Below are 23,090 nucleotides of genomic sequence, written 5' to 3' on the forward strand. Positions count from 1 at the left end.
AGAACGCGGTGGCCGCCGGTCTGGCCAGTCGTCTCGAGGTGCAGGTGGCCTACGCGATCGGCAAGGCCGCCCCGGTCGGGCTGTTCGTGGAGACCTTCGGCACCGAGAACGTCGACCCGCTCAAGATTCAGGCGGCCATCAACGAGGTGTTCGACCTGCGCCCGGCGGCGATCATTCGCGACCTGGACCTGCTGCGCCCGATCTACGCGCAGACCGCGGCCTACGGTCACTTCGGCCGCACCGATGTCGACCTGCCGTGGGAGCGCACCGACCGCGCCGAAGCCCTGAAGGCCGCCGCCAACGCCTGACCGACCACCGCAGGAGGCACCCGCGACGCGTTTCGTGGGTGCCTCGTCGCATCGGTGTCTCCGAGGCGAGCGCAGCTGCTGACACCGTCGGTCGGTTGGTCGTCGGGGGTCCCGTGGCGGCTTACGCTGGTGGGCGTGGGTCCGCCGGCGGATCACTTCGTTCCCTACGGCCCGTCGCACTGGGTGCTCATCGTCCTGCTCGTGGGCGGGTCGGTGGTGGTGGCTGTGTTCGGGCACCGGCACCGCGACGTGGAGCCGGGGTTCCGACGCGGTTTCGCCGGGGTGGTGCTGGCGTTCAACGTGCCGCTGCTGGTGTACCGGCAGTTGCCCGCGCAGTGGGACATCGCCGAGTCGCTGCCGCTGCACCTGTGCGACCTGGCGTGGATGGCGGCCGCGGTCGCGCTGTGGACGCGGCATCCGCTGGCCTACGCGCTCACCTTCTACTGGGGCCTGACGCTGACGCCGCAGGCGATGATCACGCCTGCGCTGGACGCCCCGGACTTTCCGCACGTGGACTTTGTCGAGTTCTGGGGGCAGCACCTGGTGGTCGTCTGGGCGGCCGCGTACCTGACGTGGGGCGCCGGTCTGCGGCCCACCTGGCGTGAATACTGGTTCGCCGCCGCCGTGACGTGCACGTGGGTCGTCGCGATGCTGGCGTTCAACGCGTGGGCGGGCACCAACTACGGGTTCGTCAGCGGCAAGCCGGAGAACCCGTCGCTGCTGGACCTGCTGGGGGGCTGGCCGTGGTACCTGTTCGCGGAGGTGGCGCTCGGGCTGGCCGCGTGGGCGCTGCTGACGTGGCCGTGGACGCGGGTGCGGGCTCAGGGCATGGCGAAGCCCTGCTGACGCCACGCCTCGTAGACCGCCACGGCCGCCGAATTGGCCAGATTCATCGAGCGGATGCCGGGCAGCATCGGGATCCGCACCTGGAGCGTGGCTGTGTCGAGCACGTCGTCGGGTAGTCCGGTGGACTCGGGGCCGAACAGCAGCACGTCGCCCGGCTGGTAGTCGACGGTCTCGTAGGAGCGGTCGGTCTTCGTGGTGAACGCGATGATGCGCTGCGGTCGCAGCGTGCGCCACGCCGAGTCGAGGTCGGGGTGCACGTGCAGGGCGGCGCGGTCGTGGTAGTCGAGTCCGGCGCGGCGGAGTTTCGCGTCGTCCACGGAGAACCCGAGCGGTTCGATCAGGTGCAGCGCGCAGCCGGAACCGGCCGCCATCCGGATCGCGTTCCCGGCGTTGCCGGGGATTTCGGGGTGGTAGAAGACGACGTGAAACACTTGAAATCGTTTCACACCACGGTTCCGCCCGGCGTGCCGGGTGCGCTCGATCGACGCCGGTCGAGAGGCCCGCAACGGACGCTGGCCCGCCGCCCTCGGCCGTACCGACTTCCAGGTTTGCCCGAATCTGGGAGGGCTGCGTTCGCCTCCTACAGCATGTCCGGGGGGTCGAGGCGGACCTGGAGTTCGGCCGCCTTGCGGGCCGCCCGGACGGCCTGGGCGGCGTGCAGGGAACTGGCCAGGGCCCGCCCCTCGGCGCGGTCGACCCGGACGATCAGGCGTTCCCGCTCGGCGTTGCCGTCCGCGTCCACCTCGCCCAGCGGCACCGGGCCGAGGACCTCCGCGGTGGTCGGCAGGTCCGCCGAGTCCAGCAGCGACTCGATCGCCTCCGGAGTCCCGTCCACCGCCGCCACCCGGCGGGCGGGCGGGAAGCCGAGCTGGTCGCGTTCGGCCAGTTCCAGGGACGCGAACCAGGCGGGATCCCAGCGCACCAGCGCCTGCACCGGTTGCAGCGACGAGTCGGCCATGACCACCACCCGGCCGCCGTCGCGGGCCGGACGCACCAGCGCGGCAGCCGCGAACCACAGCCGCAGTGCGGTCTCGGCCGCGCGCAGCTCCGGGCGGCCCAGCAGGGTGCGGCCGTCGAGCAGCAGCGCCGCCCCGTAGCCGCCCTCGGCCACCGGTTCGGCCCCCGGAGTGGACACGATCAACGCCGGTTTCGCCGGGACGGACGCGAGCACCTCACCGGCTCCCGAGGTGCGCACGGGCACGTTGCTGAACGCCCGCCCCAGCTCCTCGGCGGTGCGCCCGGCCCCCACCGCGACCGCGCGCAGCCGCCGCGATCCGCACGACGGGCACCTGAACGCGGCCTCCGCCGCGCCGCACCAGCGGCACGCCGCCGGTTTGGGCACCCCTCCCTCGCTGCCGCCCGGCAGCGCCAGCGGTCCCGCGCAGCGGCGGCACCGCGCCCGCTCACGGCAGTCGCCGCACGCCAGCGCGGGCACATAGCCCCGCCTCGGCACCTGCACCAGCACCGGTGCGCCGGCGCCGAGCGCGGCCCGCGCGGCCTCGAACGCCACCGACGGCAGGCGTGCCGCACGGGCCGCCGGGTCGCGCGCCAGCTGGGTGTCGTCCTCGCCGATCGCGGTCACCCGCGGCGCGGCGGCCCGCACGTCCGACCGGTGCGCGGCGAGTTCGTGCGCCCACCCGGACTCGGCGAGCAGCGCCGCCTCGGCGGTGCGGGCGAACGCGCCGACGATCAGCGACGCCCCGGCGGCGTGCGCGCGCTGGGTCAGCACGTCGCGGGTGTGCGGGTAGGGTACCTGGGGGTAGCTGTGCAGCTCGTCGCCGTCGTCCCACACCGCGGCGAAGCCCAGGTCGCGGACCGGCGCGAACATCGCCGCGCGCGTTCCGATCACCACGCGCACCGCGCCGCGCAACACGGCCAGCCACCGGTGGTAGCGCTCCGCGGGGGCCAGTTCGGCGGCCAGCGCCACCACGCCCGCCTCGCCGAGCAGTTCGGTGCAGGCGTGGTGCAGCCGTTGCAGATCCCGGTGGTCGGGGACCACGACGAGGGCACCGCGGCCGGCCGCCGCGGCGGTGGTGGCGGCTTCCGCGAGCCGGGCGGGCCAGTCCTCGCCGGGCAGCGCCTGCCACACCGCGCGGGCCGGGCGCCCCGCGTGCACGGCCTCCAGGAAGGACGTCCCGTGCTGGTAGCGGGCCCACGCCTGCGCAGCCGGGCGGGGCGGTGGTGGGCCCGGTTCGCGCGGCGCCGACTTCTCCGCCCCGGCGTGCCGCGGCGGGATGGCCAGCCGCACCACGTCGGCGAGCATGCCGCCGTAGCGGGTGGCCACCGCCCGGCACATCTCCAGCAGGTCCGGGGTGAGCACCGGCTCCGGGGACGGCACGCGTTCCAGCCACGACAGGGTGCCTGGGAACTCCGAGGTCTCGGTGCGCTCCAGCAGGTAGCCGTCGACCAGCTTGCCGCGGAACCGCACCCGCACCCGGCAGCCCGGCACGGCATCAGCGTCCAACCGGTCGGGCACCTGGTAGTCGAACGGCCGGTCCAGGTGCACCGGCAGCGGGACGTCGACCAGCACGCGGGCCACCGGACGACTCGCCGCCGCGGTCCGTTCCGCCGACTTCGCCCCCTTCGGCCGCCGGGGCCCCGCACCTGCCATGCCTCTTCTCTACCAGAGCGACACGACCCGACCGCCCACACCACGTCCCCACCAGCAAGGCCGGGCGTCCGCCCGGCCCCACACCCCCAGCGCGGCGGTAACCAGGAAGTCGGTACGGCGTCGAGTCACGGAACCGGCCCGCACCGGCTCGATCCGGACACACCGGAAGCCCGGATCCAGCGGATCCGGGCTCCTGCGGCGCGGCCGTCACTGCGTGCCGGCGGAGTCCTGCATGGTGGTGCCGGTCGACGGGTTCGTCCGCTGCCCGCCGCCGCCGGGGGACTGGGACTTGCCGGGGGACTGGGACTTGCCGGGGGACTGGGACTTGCCGGGGGACTGGGACTGCTGCCCCGGCTCCTCGACGGCCTCCGAATCGGCGTCCGGGGCGGTCCTGGTCAGCGGTTCCCGCTGCTCGGCCGACTCGTCGTCAACCCGGAGCCTGGCCAGCTCCTTGCCCGCGTCCTTCTCGGGCTGGTCCTTCGGCGCGGGCACGGGCGCGGGCTTGAACGGGACTCCAGCCACGTCCTCGAACTCCGTCTTCGCCTTGCCGAACTCCTGCTCGGCGACGACGACGGTGCCCTCCGCGCTGCGGGCCGCCGAGTCGGCCATCCGGTGCCGGTTCTCCAGCTCCTGCTTGGCCTGCCCGGCCTGCTTCTGGTCCGCGTTGGCCTTGAGGACCTCGGTGACCTTGGCGCCGACCTGCTCCTTGGTCTCGTTGGCGAAGTTGCGCAGCTGCAGCGCCCGGAGCTTCTTGTCGGGGTTGTTCGGGTCGGCGGCGGCCTCCTGCTCCGCCTGGGTGGCGGCCTTGTTCGCCTCGAGGAACTTGGTCTGGGCGGCGGTCAGCTCGTTCTGCTTCGCGGTGAGGATGCCGGTCAGGCGGTCGTGTTCCTGACCAGCCGCGTCCGCCTTGCCCTTGAGGTCGTTGGCCTTGGCGCGGGCCTCGGTGGCGGCCTTGCGGGCCTGCTCGACCTTCTCGAAGGCATCCTGGGCCTTCTTGCGGGCCGCCTCGATCCGCGGGTCCACCGGCTTGGGCTGGGGAGTCGCACCTGGCCCGGCGCCCGGGGCAGGTGCGGTGCCCGCACCCGGGTTCGCGGCGGAACCGGGCGCGACGCCGTATGGCGTGCCCGAGCGGGTGGTGCCCGGGGTGCTCGGGCCGGAGCGGGACTCGGTCAGCGGGTTGCCCGTGGTGCAGTTGACCGCCGGGTCGCCGCCGGTGTCGGCGAGGACCTCGGTGCCCTCCGGCAGCACCGCCGGTCGGGGCAGGAAGCGGCCGTCGTCGAAGACGTGCTCGGTCACCGGGGTGTCCGACGGCAACACCTGCGGTCGCAGGCTCGCCACGAAGTCGGGGAGGTTCGCGGTGCGGATGTGCAGCACCCGCGCCCATCCGGCGGCCATGGTGTCGTTGCTCCGCAGTTCGGTGAGCAGGCCGTCCGCGTCGCAGACCGACTGGTTGTTCTGCTGGTCGGTCGACGCCAGCAGCGCAGCGGCGCCCTGGCCCGTCCCCAGGCTCGCCCAACCGATGCCGCCGAGCAGCCCGAGGGCCACCAGACCGGCGATGCCCCGGTGGCGGGTGGCGGTGGGTCGTCCGTCGTTGCGCATGTCGTGTCCTTTCGTTGCGAGGTCGGTGACCGGTATCGGGCCGACTACCCCAAGGTCCCAACGACGCGGGCCGGGAACGAGGGTGCCGGCCCCCGGACGAACCCCCGAACCGAAAGGGGAGCGCACCCCGGGAAATCCGGTGGCGCTGCCCAGCAGCCGCTGGTTTGATCGGTGCGACTCGAGGAGGGGCAATGCTGCTGGAGACGGAGCGGTTGGTGTTGCGGGAGTTGGTTCCGGGCGACGTCGACGAGGTCTTCGCGCTCTGCAACGACCCCGCGGTCATGCGCTACATCAACGGTGGCGCCGCGGTGTCCCGCGACGAGGTCGTCGCCGAGATCATGCCGCGGTTTCTGGCGTACCAGGAGTGCTTCGGCGGACCCGGTACCTGGGCCGCGGTGGAGCGCGACCGCGGCCGGTTCCTGGGGATCTTCATGCTGCACCCGACCGGGGACGACGCGGAGCTGGGCTACCGCCTGCACCGGGCGGCATGGGGTCGGGGGTTCGCGACCGAGGGCGCCACCGCGCTGGTCCGCGAGGCGTTCGGCGCCTCGGGCCTGCGCCGCGTCTGGGCCCAGACCATGACCGTCAACCGGGCGTCGCGGCGGGTGCTGGAGAAGACCGGCCTGCGCTACGTGCGCACGTTCTTCACCGACTGGCCGGAAGGCCCGATCGACGGCTCGGAGCACGGCGACGTCGAGTACGAGGTGACCCGCGAGCAGTGGTCGGCTCGGTACCGGTAGGGCCACGGGCCGAACGGCTCGGCGCGCGCTGCCCCCGAGGGAACGCGCACTGCGCGGGAGCGCGGCCGCGGGGATGGTGGGCCGGTAGGGTGAGCGGCGTTGTTGATCTGTGGAGGTGGCAATGCCCACAAGGCTTGTTCGACTCGCGCTGGGCGTGATCACGTCCTGCGGCCTGGTCGCGCCGATGGCGCACACCGCGTCCGCGGCACCCCCGGTGGAACCGCCCAAGCAGGCCGAAGCGGTCGGCTACGGTGGCGCCGTCTCCAGCGTCGATCCCTACGCGACCCAGATCGGCATCGACGTGCTCCGGCGCGGCGGTACCGCGGCTGACGCCGCGGTCGCGGTCGCGGCGGCGCTGGGCGTGACGGAGCCGTACTCGGCCGGGATCGGCGGCGGTGGCTTCTTCGTGCACTACGACGCCCGGACCGGGAAGGTCGAGACCATCGACGGGCGCGAGACCGCACCCGCCAGCGCACGCGAGGACATGTTCCTGGAGAACGGCAAACCGATCCCGTTCGACGAGGCGGTCACCAGCGGTCTCGGCGTCGGCGTGCCCGGCACCCCGATGACCTGGCAGGAGGCTCTGCGGCGGTGGGGCACGAAGGATCTCGCCGAGGTCCTGCGCCCGGCCGAGCAGCTTGCGCGCCGCGGGTTCGTCGTCGACGAGACGTTCCGCCGGCAGACCGAGGAGAACCGGGACCGCTTCAACGCCTTCCCGGCCACCCGCACGCTGTTCATGCCCGGTGGCGAGCTGCCGGAGGTCGGCAGCGTGCTGCGCAACCCCGACCTCGCCGACACCTACCACGTCCTGGGCACGCGCGGCATCGACGCGCTCTACGACGGTGAGATCGGCGCGGACATCGTCCGCACCGTCACCAACCCGCCGGTCGACCCGGCCGTGCAGCGCACCGTGCGCCCGGGCGGGATGACCGCCGACGACCTGCGCGCCTACCGCACCGAGGAGCGGGAGCCGACGCACCTCACCTACCGCGGGCTCGACGTCTACGGCATGGCGCCGGCCAGCTCCGGCGGTACCACGGTCGGCGAGGCGCTGAACATCCTGGAGCGCAGCGACCTGTCCCACCTGGACAAGACCGCGTACCTGCACCGCTACCTGGAGGCCAGCAAGATCGCCTTCGCCGACCGCAACCGCTGGGTCGGCGACCCGGCCTTCTCCGACGTGCCCACCGCAGGCCTGACCAGCCAGGAGTTCGCCGACTCCCGGGAATGCCTGATCGCCGACGACGCGGTGCTGCCGGCGCCGGTGGCACCCGGTGACCCGAACGATCCGCAGGGCTGCCAACCGCGCACGGAGCAGGGCGCCGAGCCGTACGAGGGCCCGAACACCACGCATCTGACCGTGGCCGACCGCTGGGGCAACGTGGTGTCCTACACCCTGACCATCGAGCAGACCGGCGGCAGCGGCATCGTGGTGCCCGGTCGCGGTTTCCTGCTCAACAACGAGCTGACCGACTTCAACTTCACCCCGGTCACGCCCGGCCAGCCCGACCCGAACCTGCCGGCCCCGGGCAAGCGCCCGCGCAGCTCGATGAGCCCGACGATCGTGCTGCAGGACGGCAAGCCGCTGCTGGCGGTCGGCAGCCCCGGCGGCGCCACCATCATCACCACCGTCCTGCAGGTGCTCACCGGCCGCCTGGACCGCGGTATGCCGCTGGTGGACGCCATCGCCGAACCGCGGGCGTCGCAGCGCAACGCGGCCCAGACCGAGGCGGAGCCGGGCTTTGTGGCGCAGCCGGAGGCGGAGAAGCTGCGCGCCATCGGCCACCAGTTCAAGACGGTGACGGAGATCGGCGCGGCCACCGGAGTGGAGCGTCTGGCGGACGGCCGCTGGATCGCGGCGGCGGAGCGGGAACGCCGCGGCGGCGGTAGTGCGGCCGTCGTCGCTTCCCTCCGCTGACCCGGGACCGCTACGGGGCACCTCCGACCTTCCGGCCGGAGGTGCCCTTCCGGCTGGCGCTCCGGACGACGGCCGGAGGAACCGGAGCAGCCGACCGCGGCCCTGGCCTCAGTGGGCGCGGTTGGCGTGCCACATGGTGTGCTCGCGGCTGATCGCCGACTCCGCGTCCACCACCGCCGCCGACCACTGCTGCTCGTCGAGGTCCCGGTCGATCAGGTCGCGGATCACGCCCAGCTCGTGGGAGGCCACCACGTAGGCGGTCGCGGTCGCGGCGCGCTGGCGGGTGGCGGTCCACGCCGCGACCGCCGACACCATCGCGGCCACGATGCCCGCCAGGTCGAAGTCCACCACCCCGGTGGCCTTGGCGAGCGCCCCCGCCACGCCCACCACCTCCATGACCAGCATCGTGGTCCGGTAGATCCGGGCCCGCTGCTGGTGGTAGACGGCCTTGGTGGCGTACCAGTCCTGCTGGTCGAGCACGCGGCCGGTCAGGTACGCCTCCTTGCGCACCGCCAGCGGCGCGGCGCGCAGCTCGCGCATCCGCTCCGAGATCGGCGGTGCGGTGGTCGGGCCCAGGTGCACGTTGGGCAGGTCGCGGTGCATCGCCTGGATGCGCTTGACGAACTCCACGTCGGCCTGCTCGTCACCGGCCGGGAACGGCTGCGCGGCCACCGCGTAGCGCCAGGTCAGCGTCTTGACCGACTCCGCGAGCGCCCGCCCCTCGTACCAGACCTGGTCGGGCCGGGAGCCCACCAGCGCCAGCTGGATCACCATCGCGCCCACGAACGCCAACGCCGTGCCCAGCGCGAACACGTCGATGCCCGCACCGCCGATGCGCAGCGTGAAGGCCGCCAGCACCGCGGCCGCCACGGTCAGCACCAGGCGGAACCGAACGCCCCGCAGGTAGCTGCGCTGCTGGTGCAGCGAGGCCGCGTCGGCGGCCTGGAACAGGCCGGGGTAGTCGCCGTGGTCGAGGTTCGGCAGCTGGTCTGTCGTCGCCATGTCCGCTCCGTGCTCGAGCTCGGGGGTGTCCAGAGAATCGTGGCGTGATCAGTCTCCCGAAGCTGCCGTTTCGGCGGAACTGGCGGGATCGGCGGGTGGCCCGGGGCGACGACTAGACTCGTCGGGTCGCCAATCGCGCCGCTGACACCCAGGGAGCTCATGTGACCGTCCAGCCGATCAGACTCTTCGGCGACCCCGTGCTGCGCACCAGGGCCGACGAGGTCGTGGACTTCGACAAGGAGCTGCGCACCCTCGTCCAGGACCTGTGGGACACGATGGAGGCCCAGGGCGGGGCCGGGCTGGCCGCACCCCAGCTGGGGGTAAGCCTGCGGGTGTTCACCTACCACTGTGACGGCTTCGCCGGGCATCTGGTGAACCCGACCTGGACGGCGGTCGGCGACGAGGAGCAGTTCGGCCCGGAGGGCTGTCTGTCGATCCCGGGCATGACCTGGGACTGCCTGCGCAACCGGCACGTGGTGGCGCGCGGCTGGAACATGCACGGCGACCCGGTCGAGGTCGAGGGCACCGACCTGCTGGCCCGCTGTATCCAGCACGAGACCGACCACCTCGACGGCGTGCTGTTCGTCGACCGCCTGGACGAGCAGACCCGCAAGCAGGCGCTGCGCGAGATCCGCAGCGCGCCGTGGTTCGACGGTGAGGTGCCCGTCATCAAGCAGAACCCGCACCCGTTGTTCGGGGGGCGCTGACGATGCGCGTGGTCTTCGCCGGAACCCCCGCGCCGGCGGTGCCCTCCCTGCGGGCGCTGATCGAGTCCGACCGGCACGAGGTCGCCGCGGTGGTCACCCGGCCGGACGCACCGGCCGGGCGGGGCCGCAAGCTGCTGCGCTCCCCGGTGGGCGCGCTGGCCGACGAGCACGGCATCGAGGTGCTCACGCCCGCCCGCGCCTCGGACCCGGAGTTCCTGACGCGGCTGACCGAGCTGGAGCCCGACTGCTGCCCGGTGGTCGCCTACGGGGCGCTGCTGCCCGACAAGGCGCTGGCCATCCCGAAGCACGGCTGGGTCAACCTGCACTTCTCGGTGCTGCCCGCGTGGCGCGGTGCCGCACCGGTGCAGGCCGCGATCCGGCACGGCGACGAGGTCACCGGGGCCACCACCTTCCGCATCGTGCGTGAGCTGGACGCCGGACCGGTGTTCGGCGTGGTCACCGAGCCGGTGCACCCCACCGACACCGCCGGGGACCTGCTGGGCCGGTTGGCGGTGTCCGGCGCGGACCTGCTGGTGGCCACCCTCGACGGCATCGAGGACGGCACGCTGCGCGCCGAGGAACAGCCCGCCGAGGGCGTCAGCCACGCGCCGAAGGTGACCGTCGAGGACGCCAAGGTCGACTTCACCGCGCCCGCGACCGCGGTCGACCGGCTGATCCGGTCGGTGACCCCGGACCCGGGTGCCTGGGCGCTGCTGCGCGGCGAGCGGTTCAAGCTCGGCCCGGTGACCGTCGTGGACGACGAGCTGCCGCCGGGGGAGATCCGCGTGGAGCGCAGGCGCGTGCTGGTCGGCACCGGCACCACGGCGGTGGCGCTGGGCGAGGTGCAGGCAGCGGGCAAGAAGCGGATGGCAGCCACCGACTGGGCTCGCGGAATTCGCCTGGAGCGAGGAGAAAAGCTCACGTGAACAATCGCCGCCGCCGGCCGTCCCGACCGTCGAAGGCCCGGCCGCCGCAGCGTAAGTCCGGCCCGTCCCGCCCGGTGGAGGTGGACCCCGTCCGGCTCGCCGCGGTGGAAACCCTGCGCGCGGTGCGGGAACGCGACGCCTACGCCAACCTCGCGCTGCCGCCGCTGCTCAAGCAGCGCCGCATCACCGGGCGCGACGCGGCGCTGGCCACCGAGCTGACCTACGGCACCTGCCGGGCGCAGGGCCTGCTGGACGCCGTCATCGACGAGTGCAGCAACCGCCCGCTGGCCGACCTGGACCCGAAGCTGCTGGACGCGCTGCGCCTCGGCGTCTACCAGCTGCTGCGCACCCGCATCCCGGCGCACGCCGCCGTGGCCTCCACTGTGGACATCGTGCGGTACGAATCCGGTTCGAAGCTGGCCGGTTTCGCCAACGCCGTGCTCCGCAGCGTCACCGAGCTCGACGAGCAGGGCTGGATCGAGCGGATCGCCCCCGCCCGCGACGAGGACCCGGTCGGGCATCTGGCGATGCGCCACGCGCACCCGCGCTGGATCGCGCAGGCGTTCGCCGACGTGCTCGGCCTCAACGAACTGGAGGCGGCGCTGGCCGCCGACGACGCCCGCCCGGCGGTGCACCTGACCGCGCGGCCGGGGGAGATCAGCGCCGACGAGCTGGCCGCGATCACCGGCGGCGACCCGGCGCCGTACTCGCCGTATGGGGTGCGACTGGAGGCCGGAGCCGGTGACCCCGGCGAGCTGGAACCGGTGCGCGAGGGGTTCGCCGCGGTGCAGGACGAGGGCAGCCAGCTGGCGGCGCTGGCCCTGACCCGCCCCGAGGTCGAGGGCTCGGACCTGCGCTGGCTGGACCTGTGCGCCGGACCCGGCGGCAAGGCGGCGCTGCTCGGCGCGCTGGTCACCCTCGACGGCGGCACGCTCGACGCGGTCGAGCAGGCGCCGCACCGCGCCGAACTCGTGCGCCGGGCCACCGAGGGCCTGTCGGTGTCGGTGCACGTGGCCGACGGCCGTGATCCTGGACTGGAGCCCGGCTTCGACCGGGTGCTGGTGGACGCGCCGTGCACGGGGCTCGGGGCGTTGCGCCGTCGCCCGGAGGCGCGTTGGCGGCGGCAGCCCTCCGATGTGGGAGACCTGACGAAGTTGCAGCGCGAGCTGCTGATGTCGGCGATCAGGCTGACCCGGCCGGGCGGCGTGGTGGCCTACGTCGTGTGCTCACCGCACCTGCCAGAGACCGAAGGCGTGGTGTCGGACGTGGTGCGCCGCACCGGGGTGACCCAGCTCGACGCCCGCCCCCACTTCCCGGGGGTGCCGGATGTGGGCGACGGCCCGGGCGTCCAGCTGTGGCCGCACCGCCACGGCACCGACGCCATGTTCTGCGCTCTGCTGCGCGTCTGACCGAGGTGCGGGGCGCCCGGAAGCGTCAGGAGAGGAGCGGCGTTGTCCGAAGTGGACTACCGGCGGTGGCTGGAGATCGCGGTGGCCGAGGCCGAGGCCGGACGAGCCGAGGGCGGCATCCCCATCGGCGCGGCGCTGATCGGCGCCGACGGCCAGGTGCTCGGGCGCGGCCACAACCGGCGCGTGCAGGACGACGATCCGTCCGTGCACGGCGAGACGGCGGCCTTCCGCAACGCCGGACGGCAGCGCTCCTACGCCGGGACCACGATGGTGACCACGCTGTCGCCGTGCTGGTACTGCAGCGGGCTGGTGCGCCAGTTCGGCATCGGCCGCGTGGTCATCGGCGAGGCCCGCAACTTCCACGGCGGCCACGACTGGCTCGCCGAGAACGGGGTGGAGGTCGTCCTCCTCGACGACCCGGGCTGCGCGCGCATGATGGCCGAGTTCATCGAGGCGAACCCGCAGCTGTGGTACGAGGACATCGGCCAGGACTGACCACCGACGTGCTCGAACCGCCAGACCGCCCCGGCCGGTGGCCGGATGCCGAACACTCCGACGCGACCGGCGGAGTGGTTGACCAAGCCGCGGTTGCACGCCGAGGCTGGACCGGCAACAGCGATCAACGTCAGGCGGTACCCATGTCATCCACCCCGGTCGAGACGACCCGGACAGGTCAGCACACCTTCACCGCGACCAACCCGCGCGGCGCGCAGGTGACCATCGGCCGCGACGGCGCCCCGGGCGCGTTCACCCCCGGTGAGCTGCTCCTCGCGGCCATCGCCGGCTGCGCGGCGCTGACCGGCGAGAACCTGCTCGTCCGCCGGATCGGCGAGGACGCGGGGTTCACCGTGCACGCCGACCGCCGCAAGGCCCCGGAGGACCCGAACAAGTTCTCCTCGGTCCAGATCACCTTCGACGTCGACCTCAGCGTCATCGAGGACGAGGGCGAGCGCGGCAGGCTCGTCGACGCGGTGCGGCGCGCGATCGAGAAGTACTGCACGGTGAGCCGCTCGGTGGAGGAGGGCACTCCGATCGACCTCGCCCTGCCCCGCTGACGGGCGCACCCACCGACACCCGCACAACCGGCGCCAGCCCGCGTGCGATCACGTCGTAGGGTGCTCGTCGCGCACCGGCTGGTGGTGCGCGACGAACAGGGGAGGCACAGCACAGTGGCACAGGAGACCGCACCGCTACAGCAGACCGGGCTGCGCAGGGACCTCTCCGGCCGCCAGGTGGGCATGATCGCCGTCGGCGGGGCCATCGGGACCGGGTTGTTCCTCGGCTCGGGGTTGGCGATCTCGATCGCCGGCCCGGCCGTGATCATCGCCTACGCGGTGGCCGCGTTCGCCGTGCTGGCGCTGGCCTACGCGCTGGCCGAGATGATCGTCGTGCACCCCGAGGCCGGCGGTTTCGGGGCGGTGATCCATCGGTACCTGGGCGGCCTGGCCGGGTTCCTGTCGCGCTGGATGTACTGGGCCGCGCAGGTGGTCAACATCGGCGGCGAGGTCATCGCGGCCGGGCTGTACGTGCAGTTCTGGTATCCGCAGCTGCCGCTGTGGGCACCGGTGGTGGCGTTCGCGGTGCTGATGCTGGCGGTGAACCTCGCCGCGGTGCGCTTCTTCGGCGAGTTCGAGTACTGGTTCGCCATGATCAAGGTCATCACGATCGTGGTGTTCGTGGTGCTCGGCGTGGTCTACATGGTGTTCGGCCTGCCCGGCACGCAGCCGGTGGGCGTGGCCGCGCTGACCGAGCACGGCGGGTTCCTGCCCAACGGCGTCGGCGCGGTGTGGCTGGCGCTGGCCGTGGTGACCTTCTCGTACCTGGGCACCGAGGCGGTGTCGATGACCGCGGCGGAGTCCAGCAACCCGGCGCGGGACGTGCCGCGGGCGGCGCGCAGCACGGTGCTGCGGCTGGCGCTGTTCTACGTGCTCGGCATGCTCGTGGTGGTCTCGATCCTGCCGTGGGACCAGGTGTCGTCCTCCGACGACATCACGCAGAGCCCGTTCGTGCGGCTGTTCAGCATGGTGGGCATCCCCGCCGCGGCCGGGATCATGAACTTCGTGGTGCTCACGGCCGCGCTGTCGGCGATGAACACGAACCTGTACCTGACCGCGCGAATGACGCACTCGCTGGCCCTCGACGGCTACGCGCCGAAGTGGTTCGCGGCGGTGAGCCGCAACGGGGTGCCGCGCCGGGCGCTGGTGCTGTCCGCGGCGGGACTGGCGCTGGCCGCGTCGCTGGCGGTGTTCGCGGAGGACACCGCGTTCCCGATGCTGCTGGGCATGGCGCTGTTCGGTGCGCTGGTGGTGTACCTGCTGATCTTCGCCAGCCAGCTGGTGTTCCGCCGTCGCCGCGCCGCGGAGGGGCTGCCGCCGTCGCCGGTGCGGCTGCCCGGCGCCCCGGTGACCACGGTGCTGGCCGCGTTGTTCTTCGCGGCCGTGCTGCTGACGACGCCGTTTCTGGGACCGTTCAGCACGGCGTGGAAGGCGGGCCTGCCGTTCCTGCTGGTGCTGTGCGCGGGGTACTACGTCATCCGCCGCCGCGCCCAGCGCTCCGGTAGCACGAGGTGAGCCTCTTCGCCCGCCAACCAGGTGACGAGGTGCCCCTCCGCTTCACCCGGAAGGGCGTTGCAGGGTGGGGGTGAGGGCGCTCCGCGACCAGCGGCACCAGGGATTTACACTCCCGCATGTGTCGAACCAGCCGATGATCGCGCCGTCCATCCTCTCCGCCGACTTCGCCCGTCTCGCCGACGAGATCGCCGCCGTCGACGGCGAGCCCGGCAAGCGGGCCGACTGGCTGCACGTGGACGTGATGGACGCGCACTTCGTGCCCAACCTGACCCTGGGTCTGCCGGTGGTGCAGTCGCTGCTGAAGGCCACCGACATCCCGATCGACTGCCACCTGATGATCGAGGACCCGGACCGCTGGGCCATCGGCTACGCCGAAGCCGGCGCCTACAACGTCACGGTGCACGTGGAAGCCGCCAAGGACCCGATCGCCATCGCCAAGGACCTGCGCGCCGCGGGTGCCAAGGCCGGGCTGTCGATCAAGCCGGGCACCCCGCTGGAGCCCTACGTCGACGTGCTCAGGCACTACGACACGCTGCTGGTGATGTCGGTGGAGCCGGGCTTCGGCGGCCAGAAGTTCATCGCGGACGTGCTGGACAAGGTCCGCAGGGCCCGCCAACTGATCGACACCGGCCACCTGAAGCTGGTGGTGGAGATCGACGGCGGCATCAACGCCGACACCATCGAGCAGGCGGCCGAGGCGGGCGTGGACTGCTTCGTGGCGGGCTCGGCGGTGTACAACGCCGACGACCCGGCCCGGGCCGTGGAGGCGCTGCGGGCGAAGGCCGCCCCGGCTTTCGCGCACGTCCGACGGTGACCGGATTCCCGGGCGGTTCCAGCGGAATCGACCCGTCGGTTGCCACTGACACCGCCGCGCGGGGAAAGGACGCACGATGGTCGCTGAAGCCGAGGCGATGCGCGCGGCGATCGCGGCGAGCGAGCAGGTGCGCGGCACGACGAGCCCGAATCCGCCCGTCGGCTGCGTGATCCTGGATGCCGGCGGCGAGGTCGTCGGTGTCGGGGCAACCGAGCCGCCCGGTGGTCCGCACGCGGAGGTCGTCGCGCTCCGCGCGGCGGGAGACCGCGCCCGGGGCGGCACCGCCGTGGTGACGCTGGAGCCCTGCGCGCACACCGGCCGCACGCCGCCGTGCACGGACGCCCTGCGCGCCGTCGGCGTGGCCCGGGTGGTGCACGCGGTGTCCGACCCCAACCCGCAGGCCGCCGGTGGTGCCGAGGTGCTCCGCGCGGCGGGCGTCGACGTCCACAGTGGTCTGCTGGCCGACGAGGTGGCCCGCGGGCCGCTGCGCGCATGGCTGCACTTCGCCCGCACCGGACGCCCGCACGTGACGTGGAAGTACGCGGCCACGCTGGACGGCCGCTCGGCCGCCGCCGACGGCACCAGCAAGTGGATCAGCTCGCCCGAGTCACGCGCCGAGGTGCACCGCATCCGCGGGCAGGTGGACGCGATCGTCGTGGGCACCGGCACGGTCCGCGCCGACGACCCCCACCTGACGGCCCGCGCCCCGGACGGCGCGCTGCTGGCCCGCCAACCGCTCCGCGTCGTGGTCGGGGACAGCGACCTGCCGCCGACGGCGCGGGTCTTCGACGACGCCGCCGAAACCGTCCGGCTGCCTGGTGGCGACCCCGCCGCGGTGCTCACCGCGCTCGCCGAACGCGGGGTGGTGGACGTGCTGCTGGAAGGCGGCCCCCGGCTGGCGGGGGCGTTCCTGGCCGCCAGGTGCGTGGACCGGGTGCTGGCCTACCTCGCGCCGATGCTGCTCGGCTCCGGCCCGGCGGCGCTCGGCGACGCCGGAGTGGGAAGCATCTCGCAGGCATGGCGGTTGCGGGTCGAAGAGACGACGATGAGTGGCCCGGACATCCGGGTGAGCGCGGTTCCGCAGGACCGCCCACCCGCCTGATCCGGTCGAACAGCGAGGAGGCAGCAGTGTTCACCGGGATCGTCGAGGAACTCGGCACCATCGAGGCGGTCGAGCCGTTGGCCGACGGCAGCCGGCTGACCATCGTCGGTCCCGTGGTGACCGAGGACGCGAAGCACGGCGACTCGATCGCGGTCAACGGCGTGTGCCTGACCGCGGTGGAGGTCGGCGAGGGCCGGTTCTCGGTGGACGTGGTCGCCGAGACGCTGCGGCGCTCCTCGATGAAGGGCATCGCGCCGGGCGACCGGGTCAACCTGGAGCGCGCGATGGCGCTCGGCGAGCGGCTCGGCGGCCACATCGTGCAGGGGCACGTCGACGGCACCGCCGTCGTGCGCGGCACGGACGCCGACGGGCTGACCCGCTTCGACCTGCCCCGGCGGCTGTCCCGCTATCTGGTCGAGAAGGGGTCGATCACCGTCGACGGGGTGTCGCTGACCGTCGTCGAGGCCGGTGACGACCACTTCAGCGTGGCCCTGATCCCCACCACCAAGCAGCTCACCACGCTGGGCCTGCGCGAACCGGGTGACGAAGTGAACATCGAGGTGGACGTGCTGGCCAAGCACCTCGAACGCCTGGCCGCGGCCCAGCTGGCCGACCAGGCCCATGGTGTCCAGCCCCGTTCGGGGGACAATGGCGGCGTCAGGGAGGCGCGGTGAACCCGGACGAGGTGAACCCCGACGACAAGGTTACGGACACGGTGAGCACGAACAGGTTCGACAGCATCGAGCGCGCACTGGCCGACATCGCGGCCGGCCGCCCGGTGGTGGTGGTGGACGACGAGGACCGCGAGAACGAAGGCGACCTGATCTTCGCCGCGGAGCGGGCGACGCCGGAGCTGGTGGCGTTCATGGTCCGCTACACCTCGGGCTACATCTGCGTGGCGCTCCCCGGCGAGGACTGCGACCGGCTCGACCTGCCTCCCATGTACTACTGGAACCAGGACCGCAAGGGCACCGCCTACACGGTCACGGTGGACGCGGCCGACGGCGTGACCACCGGCATCTCGGCCGCCGACCGCGCCAGGACGCTGCGCGTGCTCGCCGACGCCGACTCGACCGCCAAGGACCTCACCCGGCCCGGCCACGTGGTGCCGCTGCGCGCCCGCGACGGCGGGGTGCTGCGCCGCCCCGGCCACACCGAGGCCGCGGTCGACCTGGCCCGGCTCGCGGGGCTGCGGCCCGCGGGCGCGCTCTGCGAGATCGTCAGCCAGAAGTGCGAGGGCGACATGGCCCGCCGCGACGAGCTGGAGGTCTTCGCCGAGGAGCACGACCTGGCACTGATCACCATCGCCGACCTGATCGCCTACCGGCGCCGCTTCGAGAAGCAGGTGGTGCGGGTCGCCGAGGCCCGCATCCCCACCGCGCACGGCACCTTCCGCACCATCGGCTACGACAGCACCCTCGACGGCATCGAGCATCTGGCCCTGGTCTACGGCGAGATCGGCGACGGCGAGGACATCCTGGTCCGGGTGCACTCCGAATGCCTCACCGGCGACGTGCTCGGTTCGCTGCGCTGCGACTGCGGGCCGCAGCTGGACGCGGCGATGGCCAAGATCGCCGAGGCCGGTCGCGGCGTGGTGCTCTACATGCGCGGACACGAGGGCCGCGGCATCGGGCTGATGCACAAGCTGCAGGCGTACCAGCTGCAGGACGACGGCGCGGACACTGTGGACGCCAACGTCGCGCTGGGCATGCCGGTGGACAGCCGCGACTACGGCCAGGGGGCGCAGATCCTGTGCGACCTCGGCGTGAAGTCGATGCGGCTGCTCACCAACAACCCGTCCAAGCGGGTCGGGCTGGAGGGCTACGGGCTGCGCATCGTTGACCGGGTGCCACTGCCGATCCGGCCGAACCCGGAGAACATCCGCTACCTGCGCACCAAGCGCGACCGGATGGGCCACGTGCTGGACAATCTCGACGACGGTGAGGACTCCTCGATCAACGGTGAGGCGGGAGTGACGGCATGAGTGGCGAGGGGCGGCCGCGGATCAGCGTGCCCAAGGCGGGGGACCTGCGGTTGGGCATCGCCGCGATCCGCTGGCACGAGCGGCTGGTGGAGCAGATGCTCTCCCGCGCGCTGGCGGCGGCCAAGGAGGCGGGCATCGCCGAGCCGACCGTGGTGCGCGTGCCGGGTTCGGTCGAGCTGCCGGTGGTGTGCCAGCAGTTGGCGCACCAGCACGACGCGGTGGTGGCGCTGGGCGTGGTGATCCGCGGCGGCACCCCGCACTTTGACTACGTCTGCGACTCGGTGACCCAGGGGCTGACCCGGGTGGCGCTGGACGAGTCCACAGCGGTCGGCAACGGCGTGCTGACCTGCGACACCGTCGAGCAGGCCGAGGCCAGGGCCGGGTTCGCGGACTCCGTGGAGGACAAGGGCTTCGAAGCGACCGCCGCCGCGCTGGAGACCGCGCTGGTGCTGCGCGAGCTGCGGGGCTGGAACGGTGAGCGGGGGTTCCTGTGAGCACCGAACCGGTGGTGGTGCGGCCGCGGAAGGTGCGCCGGGTGGCGATCCCGGTCGCGGTCGCGCTGGTGGTGGTGTTCGGCCTGGTCGGCACGCTGCTGCGGGACACGCCGACCGGGGTGGTGTTCCGGGTGTCCGACCAGGTGGCGATGGCGCTGCTCGGCGTGCTGCTGGCGTGCGGCGTGATGCTGCTGACCCGACCGCGGCTGCGCGCGGACGCCGACGGGGTCGAGGTCCGCAACATCATCGGCACGCAGCGGTTCTCGTGGCCGCTGGTGCAGGCGTTCTCGTTCCCGGACGGCGCCCCGTGGGCCCGCCTGGAACTGCCGGAGGACGAGTACGTGCCGATCATGGCGATCCAGGCGGCGGACGGCGAGCAGGCGGTGGTCGCGATGCGCCGCCTGCGCGAACTGCGCCGCCACGTCCAGCAGACCCAATCGGCGGAATGACCGCGGTCAGCAGAACCGCGAGTGGAACTCCAGCGCGTCCCGGCGCTACGCTGCGGCCGGTCAGCCGCGGTATCGGGGCGATGCTCGTAGCCCCGCGTCGGCGGCTCAGCGGGACCCGCCCAAGTTCGCCTGAACTTGGGCGCCCCACTCGGTGGGGGATTTTCCAGGTTTGCCGGAACCTGGACACCCAATGAGGTGTTTGATGCCGCGCAACGTCAGCCACGCGTAGATCGCGCCGTGCTGCAACGGTGCCTGAGGAGATCATCGTGCTGGAAGACGCTCAGTTCCAGGCGCACGTCGCGGACCGGTTGGCGGCCCTGCCGGGGGTGCGGGCGGTCAGCCTCGGCGGCTCGCGCGCCCAGGGCGTGCACCGCCCGGACAGCGACTGGGACTTCGCCCTCTACTACCGGGGCCGGTTCGACCCGCAGGACCTGCGCGACGTGGGCTGGGCCGGGGAGGTCTCCGAGCTCGGTGGCTGGGGTGGCGGGGTGTTCAACGGTGGTGCGTGGCTGCAGATCGACGGCCGCCACGTGGACGTTCACTACCGCGACCTCGACGAGGTGGAGCACCAGATCGCCGAGGCCCGCGCGGGTCGGTTCGAGTGGCAGCCGCTGATGTTCCATCTCGCCGGCATCCCCAGCTACCTGGTGGTCGCCGAGCTGGCGATCAACCAGGTGCTGCACGGTGACCTGCCGCGCCCGGAGTACCCGGAGGCCCTGCGCAAGGCGGCTCCGCCGGTGTGGTGGGAGCGCGCATCCGCGGAGCTGACGTACGCGCGGATCAACCACGCGCCGCACGGCCGGCTCACCGAGACGGCGGGTGCGATCGCGACCGCCGCCTGCCAGGCGGCGCACGCGGTCCTCGCGGCCCGCGGTGAGTGGGTGACGAACGAGAAGCGCCTGCTCACCCGGGCGGGCCTGCGGGATGTGGACCGCATCATCGCGGAACTGACGGCGGCGTCGCTGGTGGCGGCGGTGGACGAGGCGCACGCCCTGTGCGACGCGGCGATTTCCGAAGCCCGCTAGCCGGCGGCCGGAACCCGGCGCACCACGCACCCGTGCCGGAACGGCAACTGGCCGACAGCGGGCGGTGCGGTTCTCGCGCAACGCGCGGGGGCGGGCGGAGTTCCGCCTGGTCGGCCACCTCGTCGAGCTCGCGGTGCAGGCCGACCCGGACAGCACCGGGGTGTGCGGCGTCCGGGATGCGGCGGGTGGGGGACAATGGCGATGGTGCCTGGAGGCGTCGGGTTGGAGGAGATCGTGAGCGTGGCCCAGCAGCGCAACCTTCGGTTGGTGCGGGACGTCCCGACCGAGCTCGGCGTGCGGCTCGGCGACATCAGGCTGCGCAACCGCCTGGTGACCTCGTCCAGCCTGCTCGGCTACGGCGTCGCCAACGCCAAGCTGGTGCCCTACGGCATGAGCCCGATCTCGCAGTTCGTGCCGTTGTCCCGCTTCGGCGCGGTCACCACCCGCACGGTCACCGTCGAGCCGCGCGAAGGCCACTTCACCACCCGCGACGTGTGGCCGCTGCACGAGCTGCCCGCGCTGCTCAGGCGCTACGGGCAGGCGCTGCGGCAGGTGGACGGCGGCTGGCTGAACGCCTTCGGCTGGTGCAACGTCGGCATTGACGCCTACCTGCGCGACTACTACCCGCGCACCCGCGAGCAGAACACCATCATCTCCGTCGGCGGCTTCTCCGCCGAGGAGTTCGTCACGCTGGTCGACAAGGTCAACGCCGCGGTGCCCGCCGGGGAGATCGCCGCCGTCGAGTTCAACGTCTCCTGCCACAACGTCAACTTCGACTTCAACCAGATCATCGAGTCGGTGCTGGCCGAGGCGGTGCCGCGCAGCAACCACCCGGTGATCCTCAAGCTGTCGCCGGACTACGACTACCTCGGGCACGCCCGGCTGGCGGCCCGCCACGGGGTTTCCGCGCTCACCGCCATCAACACCGTCAAGGGCCTGCGGCTGGACCCGAACACCGGGCAGCCGCTGCTCAAGAACGGCTTCGGCGGGCTGTCCGGCCGCGCGATCAAGCCGATCGGCCTGCGGGTGGTCAAGGAGCTGCGGGACGCCGGGGTGACGTTGCCGATCATCGCCACCGGCGGCATCCGCACCTTCGACGACTGCCGCGAGTACTTCTGGGCCGGCGCGGACGCGGTCAGCCTCGGCAGCGCCGCGTGGTTCACCAGCTACCCGGGCTACGCCCTCTCGCCGTTCCACGGCGCGCGCATCCGCCGGCTCCTACGTCGCATCGAGAGCTACGAGCCCCCGGCGCGCTGACCGAGCCCGACCTGGTGGTCACCGACCTGGTCCGCTGACTCCTGCAAGCCCGGACGGCGCCTTCGCTCCCGGCAGCTCGGGGAGTGCGGATCTCCTTGTGCGGCGGCGGAATTCGCCCGGTAAGCGGGCCGCGCATCCCCGGCGGCGTGGTAGACAGTGATCAGGAGCACATCGCTACCACTGGGGAGGCGACTTTGTCCGGTTACGGAGCCTTCGGCAGCAGTCTGCGGGATCTGCCGCGGTTGCGGCGGACGCGGCGTGGTCGGGTGTCCAGTTGGGACCGCACCGGTGGCAACACCGACAACGTGCGCATCGAACCGGGTCAGACCCGGGAACTCGCGGACATCGCCGGGCCGGGCGTCATCACCCACATCTGGTGCACCGTCGCCCTGGACCACGTCGGGCGGCCCGCCGAGCTGGAGGGCGACTACCTGCGACGGCTGGTGCTGCGCATCACCTGGGACGACTCGCCGCACCCGGCCGTGCTGGTGCCGCTGGGGGACTTCTTCGGGATGGGGCACGGCCGCAGCGCCAACTTCGTGTCCGCGCCGCTGCAGATGAGCCCGCAGGACGGTAAGGGCTTCAACTGCTGGTTCGCCATGCCGTTCGCCGGCCGCGCCCGGGTCGAGCTGATCAGTGAGATGAGCGTCAAACCCGTGACGTTCTACTACTACATCGACTACGAGACCTACGCCGAGCCCGACCCGGAGCTGGCCTACTTCCACGCCCAGTGGCGGCGGCAGAACCCCACCGACGGCGTCGAGCAGGGCGACCAGACCAACGAGGAGTTTCTCTTCGGCGGCACCAACACCGACGGCGCCGGCAACTACGTGCTGCTGGAAGCCGAGGGCCGCGGGCACTACGTCGGCACCGTGCTCAACGTGCACAACATGCGCCACACCAGCGACTGGAACTGGTACGGCGAGGGCGACGACATGTTCTTCATCGACGGCGAGCCGTGGCCGCCGCGGCTGCACGGCACCGGCACCGAGGACTACTTCAACACCGCGTGGTGCCCGACCCAGGCGTACCAGGCGCCGTACCACGGGCTGACCATGCCAGGCGGGCCGAACTGGAGCGGCCAGGTGTCCTACTACCGCTTCCACATCGAGGACCCGGTGGTCTTCGAGCGCTCGATCCGGGTGACCATCGAGCACGGGCATGCGAACAAACGCTCCGACGACGTGTCGTCGGTGGCGTACTGGTACCAGACCCTCCCGGCACTGCCGTTCGACCTGGCCCCGGTCGACCAGCGCCTCCCGCGCCCCCTCTGACGAGTACTGCGGGCACCCTCCGCCGAGCAGACGGGTGCCCCGCACCTCGAAACAG

23 protein-coding genes are annotated in these 23,090 nt (G+C 72.6%); 19 read left to right on the forward strand and 4 right to left on the reverse strand.

The window, feature by feature from the left end; all coding sequences use genetic code 11:
* The coding region (locus tag IEY17_RS17560; protein ID WP_188989098.1) for a methionine adenosyltransferase domain-containing protein at nucleotides 1–308 on the forward strand (308 nt) is incomplete at its 5' end.
* A gap of 135 nt (nucleotides 309–443) precedes the next feature.
* Nucleotides 444–1,154, forward strand: coding sequence for a YwaF family protein (locus IEY17_RS17565; protein ID WP_188989099.1), 711 nt, complete (start codon nucleotides 444–446; stop codon nucleotides 1,152–1,154).
* Here the strand turns inward: IEY17_RS17565 and IEY17_RS17570 are convergent.
* The 3 genes from IEY17_RS17570 to IEY17_RS17580 all read right to left on the reverse strand — a co-directional run bounded on the left by IEY17_RS17570 (nucleotide 1,130) and on the right by IEY17_RS17580 (nucleotide 5,364).
* Nucleotides 1,130–1,585, reverse strand: a complete 456-nt coding sequence (locus IEY17_RS17570) for a tRNA (cytidine(34)-2'-O)-methyltransferase (RefSeq protein ID WP_188989102.1) — start codon at nucleotides 1,583–1,585, stop codon at nucleotides 1,130–1,132. The two genes, IEY17_RS17565 and IEY17_RS17570, sit on opposite strands and share 25 nt — an antisense overlap.
* A 149-nt stretch (nucleotides 1,586–1,734) precedes the next feature.
* The gene (locus IEY17_RS17575; protein ID WP_188989104.1) at nucleotides 1,735–3,765 is read right to left on the reverse strand and encodes a primosomal protein N'; all 2,031 of its coding nucleotides are present in this window, start codon (nucleotides 3,763–3,765) and stop codon (nucleotides 1,735–1,737) included.
* A 207-nt stretch (nucleotides 3,766–3,972) separates the two neighbouring features.
* Nucleotides 3,973–5,364: a DUF6777 domain-containing protein gene (locus tag IEY17_RS17580; RefSeq protein ID WP_188989106.1), complete on the reverse strand. Its 1,392-nt coding sequence runs from the start codon at nucleotides 5,362–5,364 to the stop codon at nucleotides 3,973–3,975.
* Between the two features lie 191 nt (nucleotides 5,365–5,555).
* Here IEY17_RS17580 and IEY17_RS17585 point away from each other — a divergent pair, with 191 nt between their 5' ends.
* Nucleotides 5,556–6,104, forward strand: coding sequence for a GNAT family N-acetyltransferase (locus tag IEY17_RS17585; protein WP_188989107.1), 549 nt, complete (start codon nucleotides 5,556–5,558; stop codon nucleotides 6,102–6,104).
* Between the two features lie 121 nt (nucleotides 6,105–6,225).
* Nucleotides 6,226–8,022, forward strand: coding sequence for a gamma-glutamyltransferase (ggt, locus tag IEY17_RS17590; protein ID WP_188989109.1), 1,797 nt, complete (start codon nucleotides 6,226–6,228; stop codon nucleotides 8,020–8,022).
* A gap of 108 nt (nucleotides 8,023–8,130) precedes the next feature.
* Here ggt and IEY17_RS17595 read toward each other — a convergent pair whose 3' ends face one another.
* Complete coding sequence (locus tag IEY17_RS17595) at nucleotides 8,131–9,024, reverse strand: DUF4231 domain-containing protein (protein WP_188989111.1); 894 nt, start codon at nucleotides 9,022–9,024, stop codon at nucleotides 8,131–8,133.
* A 161-nt stretch (nucleotides 9,025–9,185) separates the two neighbouring features.
* Between IEY17_RS17595 and def the strand changes: the two genes are divergently transcribed.
* The 15 genes from def (at nucleotide 9,186) to IEY17_RS17670 (ending at nucleotide 23,035) form a co-directional block, all read left to right on the forward strand.
* Nucleotides 9,186–9,731, forward strand: coding sequence for a peptide deformylase (gene def, locus IEY17_RS17600; protein ID WP_188989113.1), 546 nt, complete (start codon nucleotides 9,186–9,188; stop codon nucleotides 9,729–9,731).
* 2 nt (nucleotides 9,732–9,733) lie between these two features.
* Entirely contained in the window at nucleotides 9,734–10,657 is a 924-nt protein-coding gene (gene fmt / locus IEY17_RS17605; protein WP_188989115.1) for a methionyl-tRNA formyltransferase, read from the forward strand.
* Nucleotides 10,654–12,066, forward strand: coding sequence for an RsmB/NOP family class I SAM-dependent RNA methyltransferase (locus IEY17_RS17610; RefSeq protein WP_188989117.1), 1,413 nt, complete (start codon nucleotides 10,654–10,656; stop codon nucleotides 12,064–12,066). The genes fmt and IEY17_RS17610 overlap by 4 nt, the downstream gene beginning before the upstream one ends.
* Before the next feature lie 42 nt (nucleotides 12,067–12,108).
* Nucleotides 12,109–12,561 carry a nucleoside deaminase gene (locus tag IEY17_RS17615; RefSeq protein ID WP_188989119.1) on the forward strand — a complete coding sequence of 151 codons (453 nt, stop codon included), beginning with the start codon at nucleotides 12,109–12,111 and terminating at the stop codon, nucleotides 12,559–12,561.
* Between the two features lie 143 nt (nucleotides 12,562–12,704).
* On the forward strand, nucleotides 12,705–13,121 hold the full coding sequence (locus tag IEY17_RS17620) for an OsmC family protein (RefSeq protein ID WP_188989121.1): 417 nt from the start codon (nucleotides 12,705–12,707) through the stop codon (nucleotides 13,119–13,121).
* Between the two features lie 114 nt (nucleotides 13,122–13,235).
* On the forward strand, nucleotides 13,236–14,636 hold the full coding sequence (locus IEY17_RS17625; protein ID WP_188989123.1) for an amino acid permease: 1,401 nt from the start codon (nucleotides 13,236–13,238) through the stop codon (nucleotides 14,634–14,636).
* Between the two features lie 133 nt (nucleotides 14,637–14,769).
* The gene (gene rpe, locus IEY17_RS17630) at nucleotides 14,770–15,450 is read left to right on the forward strand and encodes a ribulose-phosphate 3-epimerase (RefSeq protein ID WP_188989377.1); all 681 of its coding nucleotides are present in this window, start codon (nucleotides 14,770–14,772) and stop codon (nucleotides 15,448–15,450) included.
* A 76-nt stretch (nucleotides 15,451–15,526) separates the two neighbouring features.
* A complete protein-coding gene (gene ribD, locus IEY17_RS17635; protein ID WP_188989125.1) occupies nucleotides 15,527–16,552 on the forward strand; it encodes a bifunctional diaminohydroxyphosphoribosylaminopyrimidine deaminase/5-amino-6-(5-phosphoribosylamino)uracil reductase RibD in 1,026 nt (341 codons plus the stop codon).
* A 26-nt stretch (nucleotides 16,553–16,578) separates the two neighbouring features.
* Nucleotides 16,579–17,226: a riboflavin synthase gene (locus tag IEY17_RS17640; protein ID WP_188989127.1), complete on the forward strand. Its 648-nt coding sequence runs from the start codon at nucleotides 16,579–16,581 to the stop codon at nucleotides 17,224–17,226.
* Nucleotides 17,227–17,267: 41 nt separating this feature from the next.
* The gene (locus tag IEY17_RS17645) at nucleotides 17,268–18,536 is read left to right on the forward strand and encodes a bifunctional 3,4-dihydroxy-2-butanone-4-phosphate synthase/GTP cyclohydrolase II (protein WP_229680264.1); all 1,269 of its coding nucleotides are present in this window, start codon (nucleotides 17,268–17,270) and stop codon (nucleotides 18,534–18,536) included.
* The gene (gene ribH, locus IEY17_RS17650; RefSeq protein WP_188989130.1) at nucleotides 18,533–19,030 is read left to right on the forward strand and encodes a 6,7-dimethyl-8-ribityllumazine synthase; all 498 of its coding nucleotides are present in this window, start codon (nucleotides 18,533–18,535) and stop codon (nucleotides 19,028–19,030) included. Before IEY17_RS17645 ends, ribH begins: the two co-directional genes overlap by 4 nt.
* On the forward strand, nucleotides 19,027–19,479 hold the full coding sequence (locus IEY17_RS17655; protein ID WP_188989132.1) for a PH domain-containing protein: 453 nt from the start codon (nucleotides 19,027–19,029) through the stop codon (nucleotides 19,477–19,479). The genes ribH and IEY17_RS17655 overlap by 4 nt, the downstream gene beginning before the upstream one ends.
* Nucleotides 19,480–19,748: 269 nt before the next feature.
* Nucleotides 19,749–20,504 carry a nucleotidyltransferase domain-containing protein gene (locus IEY17_RS17660; RefSeq protein ID WP_188989381.1) on the forward strand — a complete coding sequence of 252 codons (756 nt, stop codon included), beginning with the start codon at nucleotides 19,749–19,751 and terminating at the stop codon, nucleotides 20,502–20,504.
* Nucleotides 20,505–20,708: 204 nt separating this feature from the next.
* Nucleotides 20,709–21,761, forward strand: a complete 1,053-nt coding sequence (locus IEY17_RS17665; RefSeq protein ID WP_229680265.1) for a beta/alpha barrel domain-containing protein — start codon at nucleotides 20,709–20,711, stop codon at nucleotides 21,759–21,761.
* 194 nt (nucleotides 21,762–21,955) lie between these two features.
* The gene (locus IEY17_RS17670) at nucleotides 21,956–23,035 is read left to right on the forward strand and encodes a glycoside hydrolase family 172 protein (protein WP_188989133.1); all 1,080 of its coding nucleotides are present in this window, start codon (nucleotides 21,956–21,958) and stop codon (nucleotides 23,033–23,035) included.
* The last annotated feature ends 55 nt before the right edge of the window (nucleotides 23,036–23,090 follow it).

It is taken from the genome of Saccharopolyspora thermophila, from assembly GCF_014646075.1.
Lineage (GTDB): Bacteria > Actinomycetota > Actinomycetes > Mycobacteriales > Pseudonocardiaceae > Saccharopolyspora > Saccharopolyspora thermophila.

Excerpts from the sequence above, each read along its gene's own strand:
- IEY17_RS17575 (WP_188989104.1), bottom strand. The coding sequence starts at position 3,765 with ATGGCAGGTGCGGGGCCCCGGCGGCCGAAGGGGGCGAAGTCGGCGGAA.
- IEY17_RS17580 (WP_188989106.1), bottom strand. The coding sequence starts at position 5,364 with ATGCGCAACGACGGACGACCCACCGCCACCCGCCACCGGGGCATCGCC.
- IEY17_RS17585 (WP_188989107.1), top strand. The coding sequence starts at position 5,556 with ATGCTGCTGGAGACGGAGCGGTTGGTGTTGCGGGAGTTGGTTCCGGGC.
- ggt (WP_188989109.1), top strand. The coding sequence starts at position 6,226 with ATGCCCACAAGGCTTGTTCGACTCGCGCTGGGCGTGATCACGTCCTGC.
- IEY17_RS17595 (WP_188989111.1), bottom strand. The coding sequence starts at position 9,024 with ATGGCGACGACAGACCAGCTGCCGAACCTCGACCACGGCGACTACCCC.
- fmt (WP_188989115.1), top strand. The coding sequence starts at position 9,734 with ATGCGCGTGGTCTTCGCCGGAACCCCCGCGCCGGCGGTGCCCTCCCTG.
- IEY17_RS17620 (WP_188989121.1), top strand. The coding sequence starts at position 12,705 with ATGTCATCCACCCCGGTCGAGACGACCCGGACAGGTCAGCACACCTTC.
- rpe (WP_188989377.1), top strand. The coding sequence starts at position 14,770 with ATGATCGCGCCGTCCATCCTCTCCGCCGACTTCGCCCGTCTCGCCGAC.
- ribD (WP_188989125.1), top strand. The coding sequence starts at position 15,527 with ATGGTCGCTGAAGCCGAGGCGATGCGCGCGGCGATCGCGGCGAGCGAG.
- ribH (WP_188989130.1), top strand. The coding sequence starts at position 18,533 with ATGAGTGGCGAGGGGCGGCCGCGGATCAGCGTGCCCAAGGCGGGGGAC.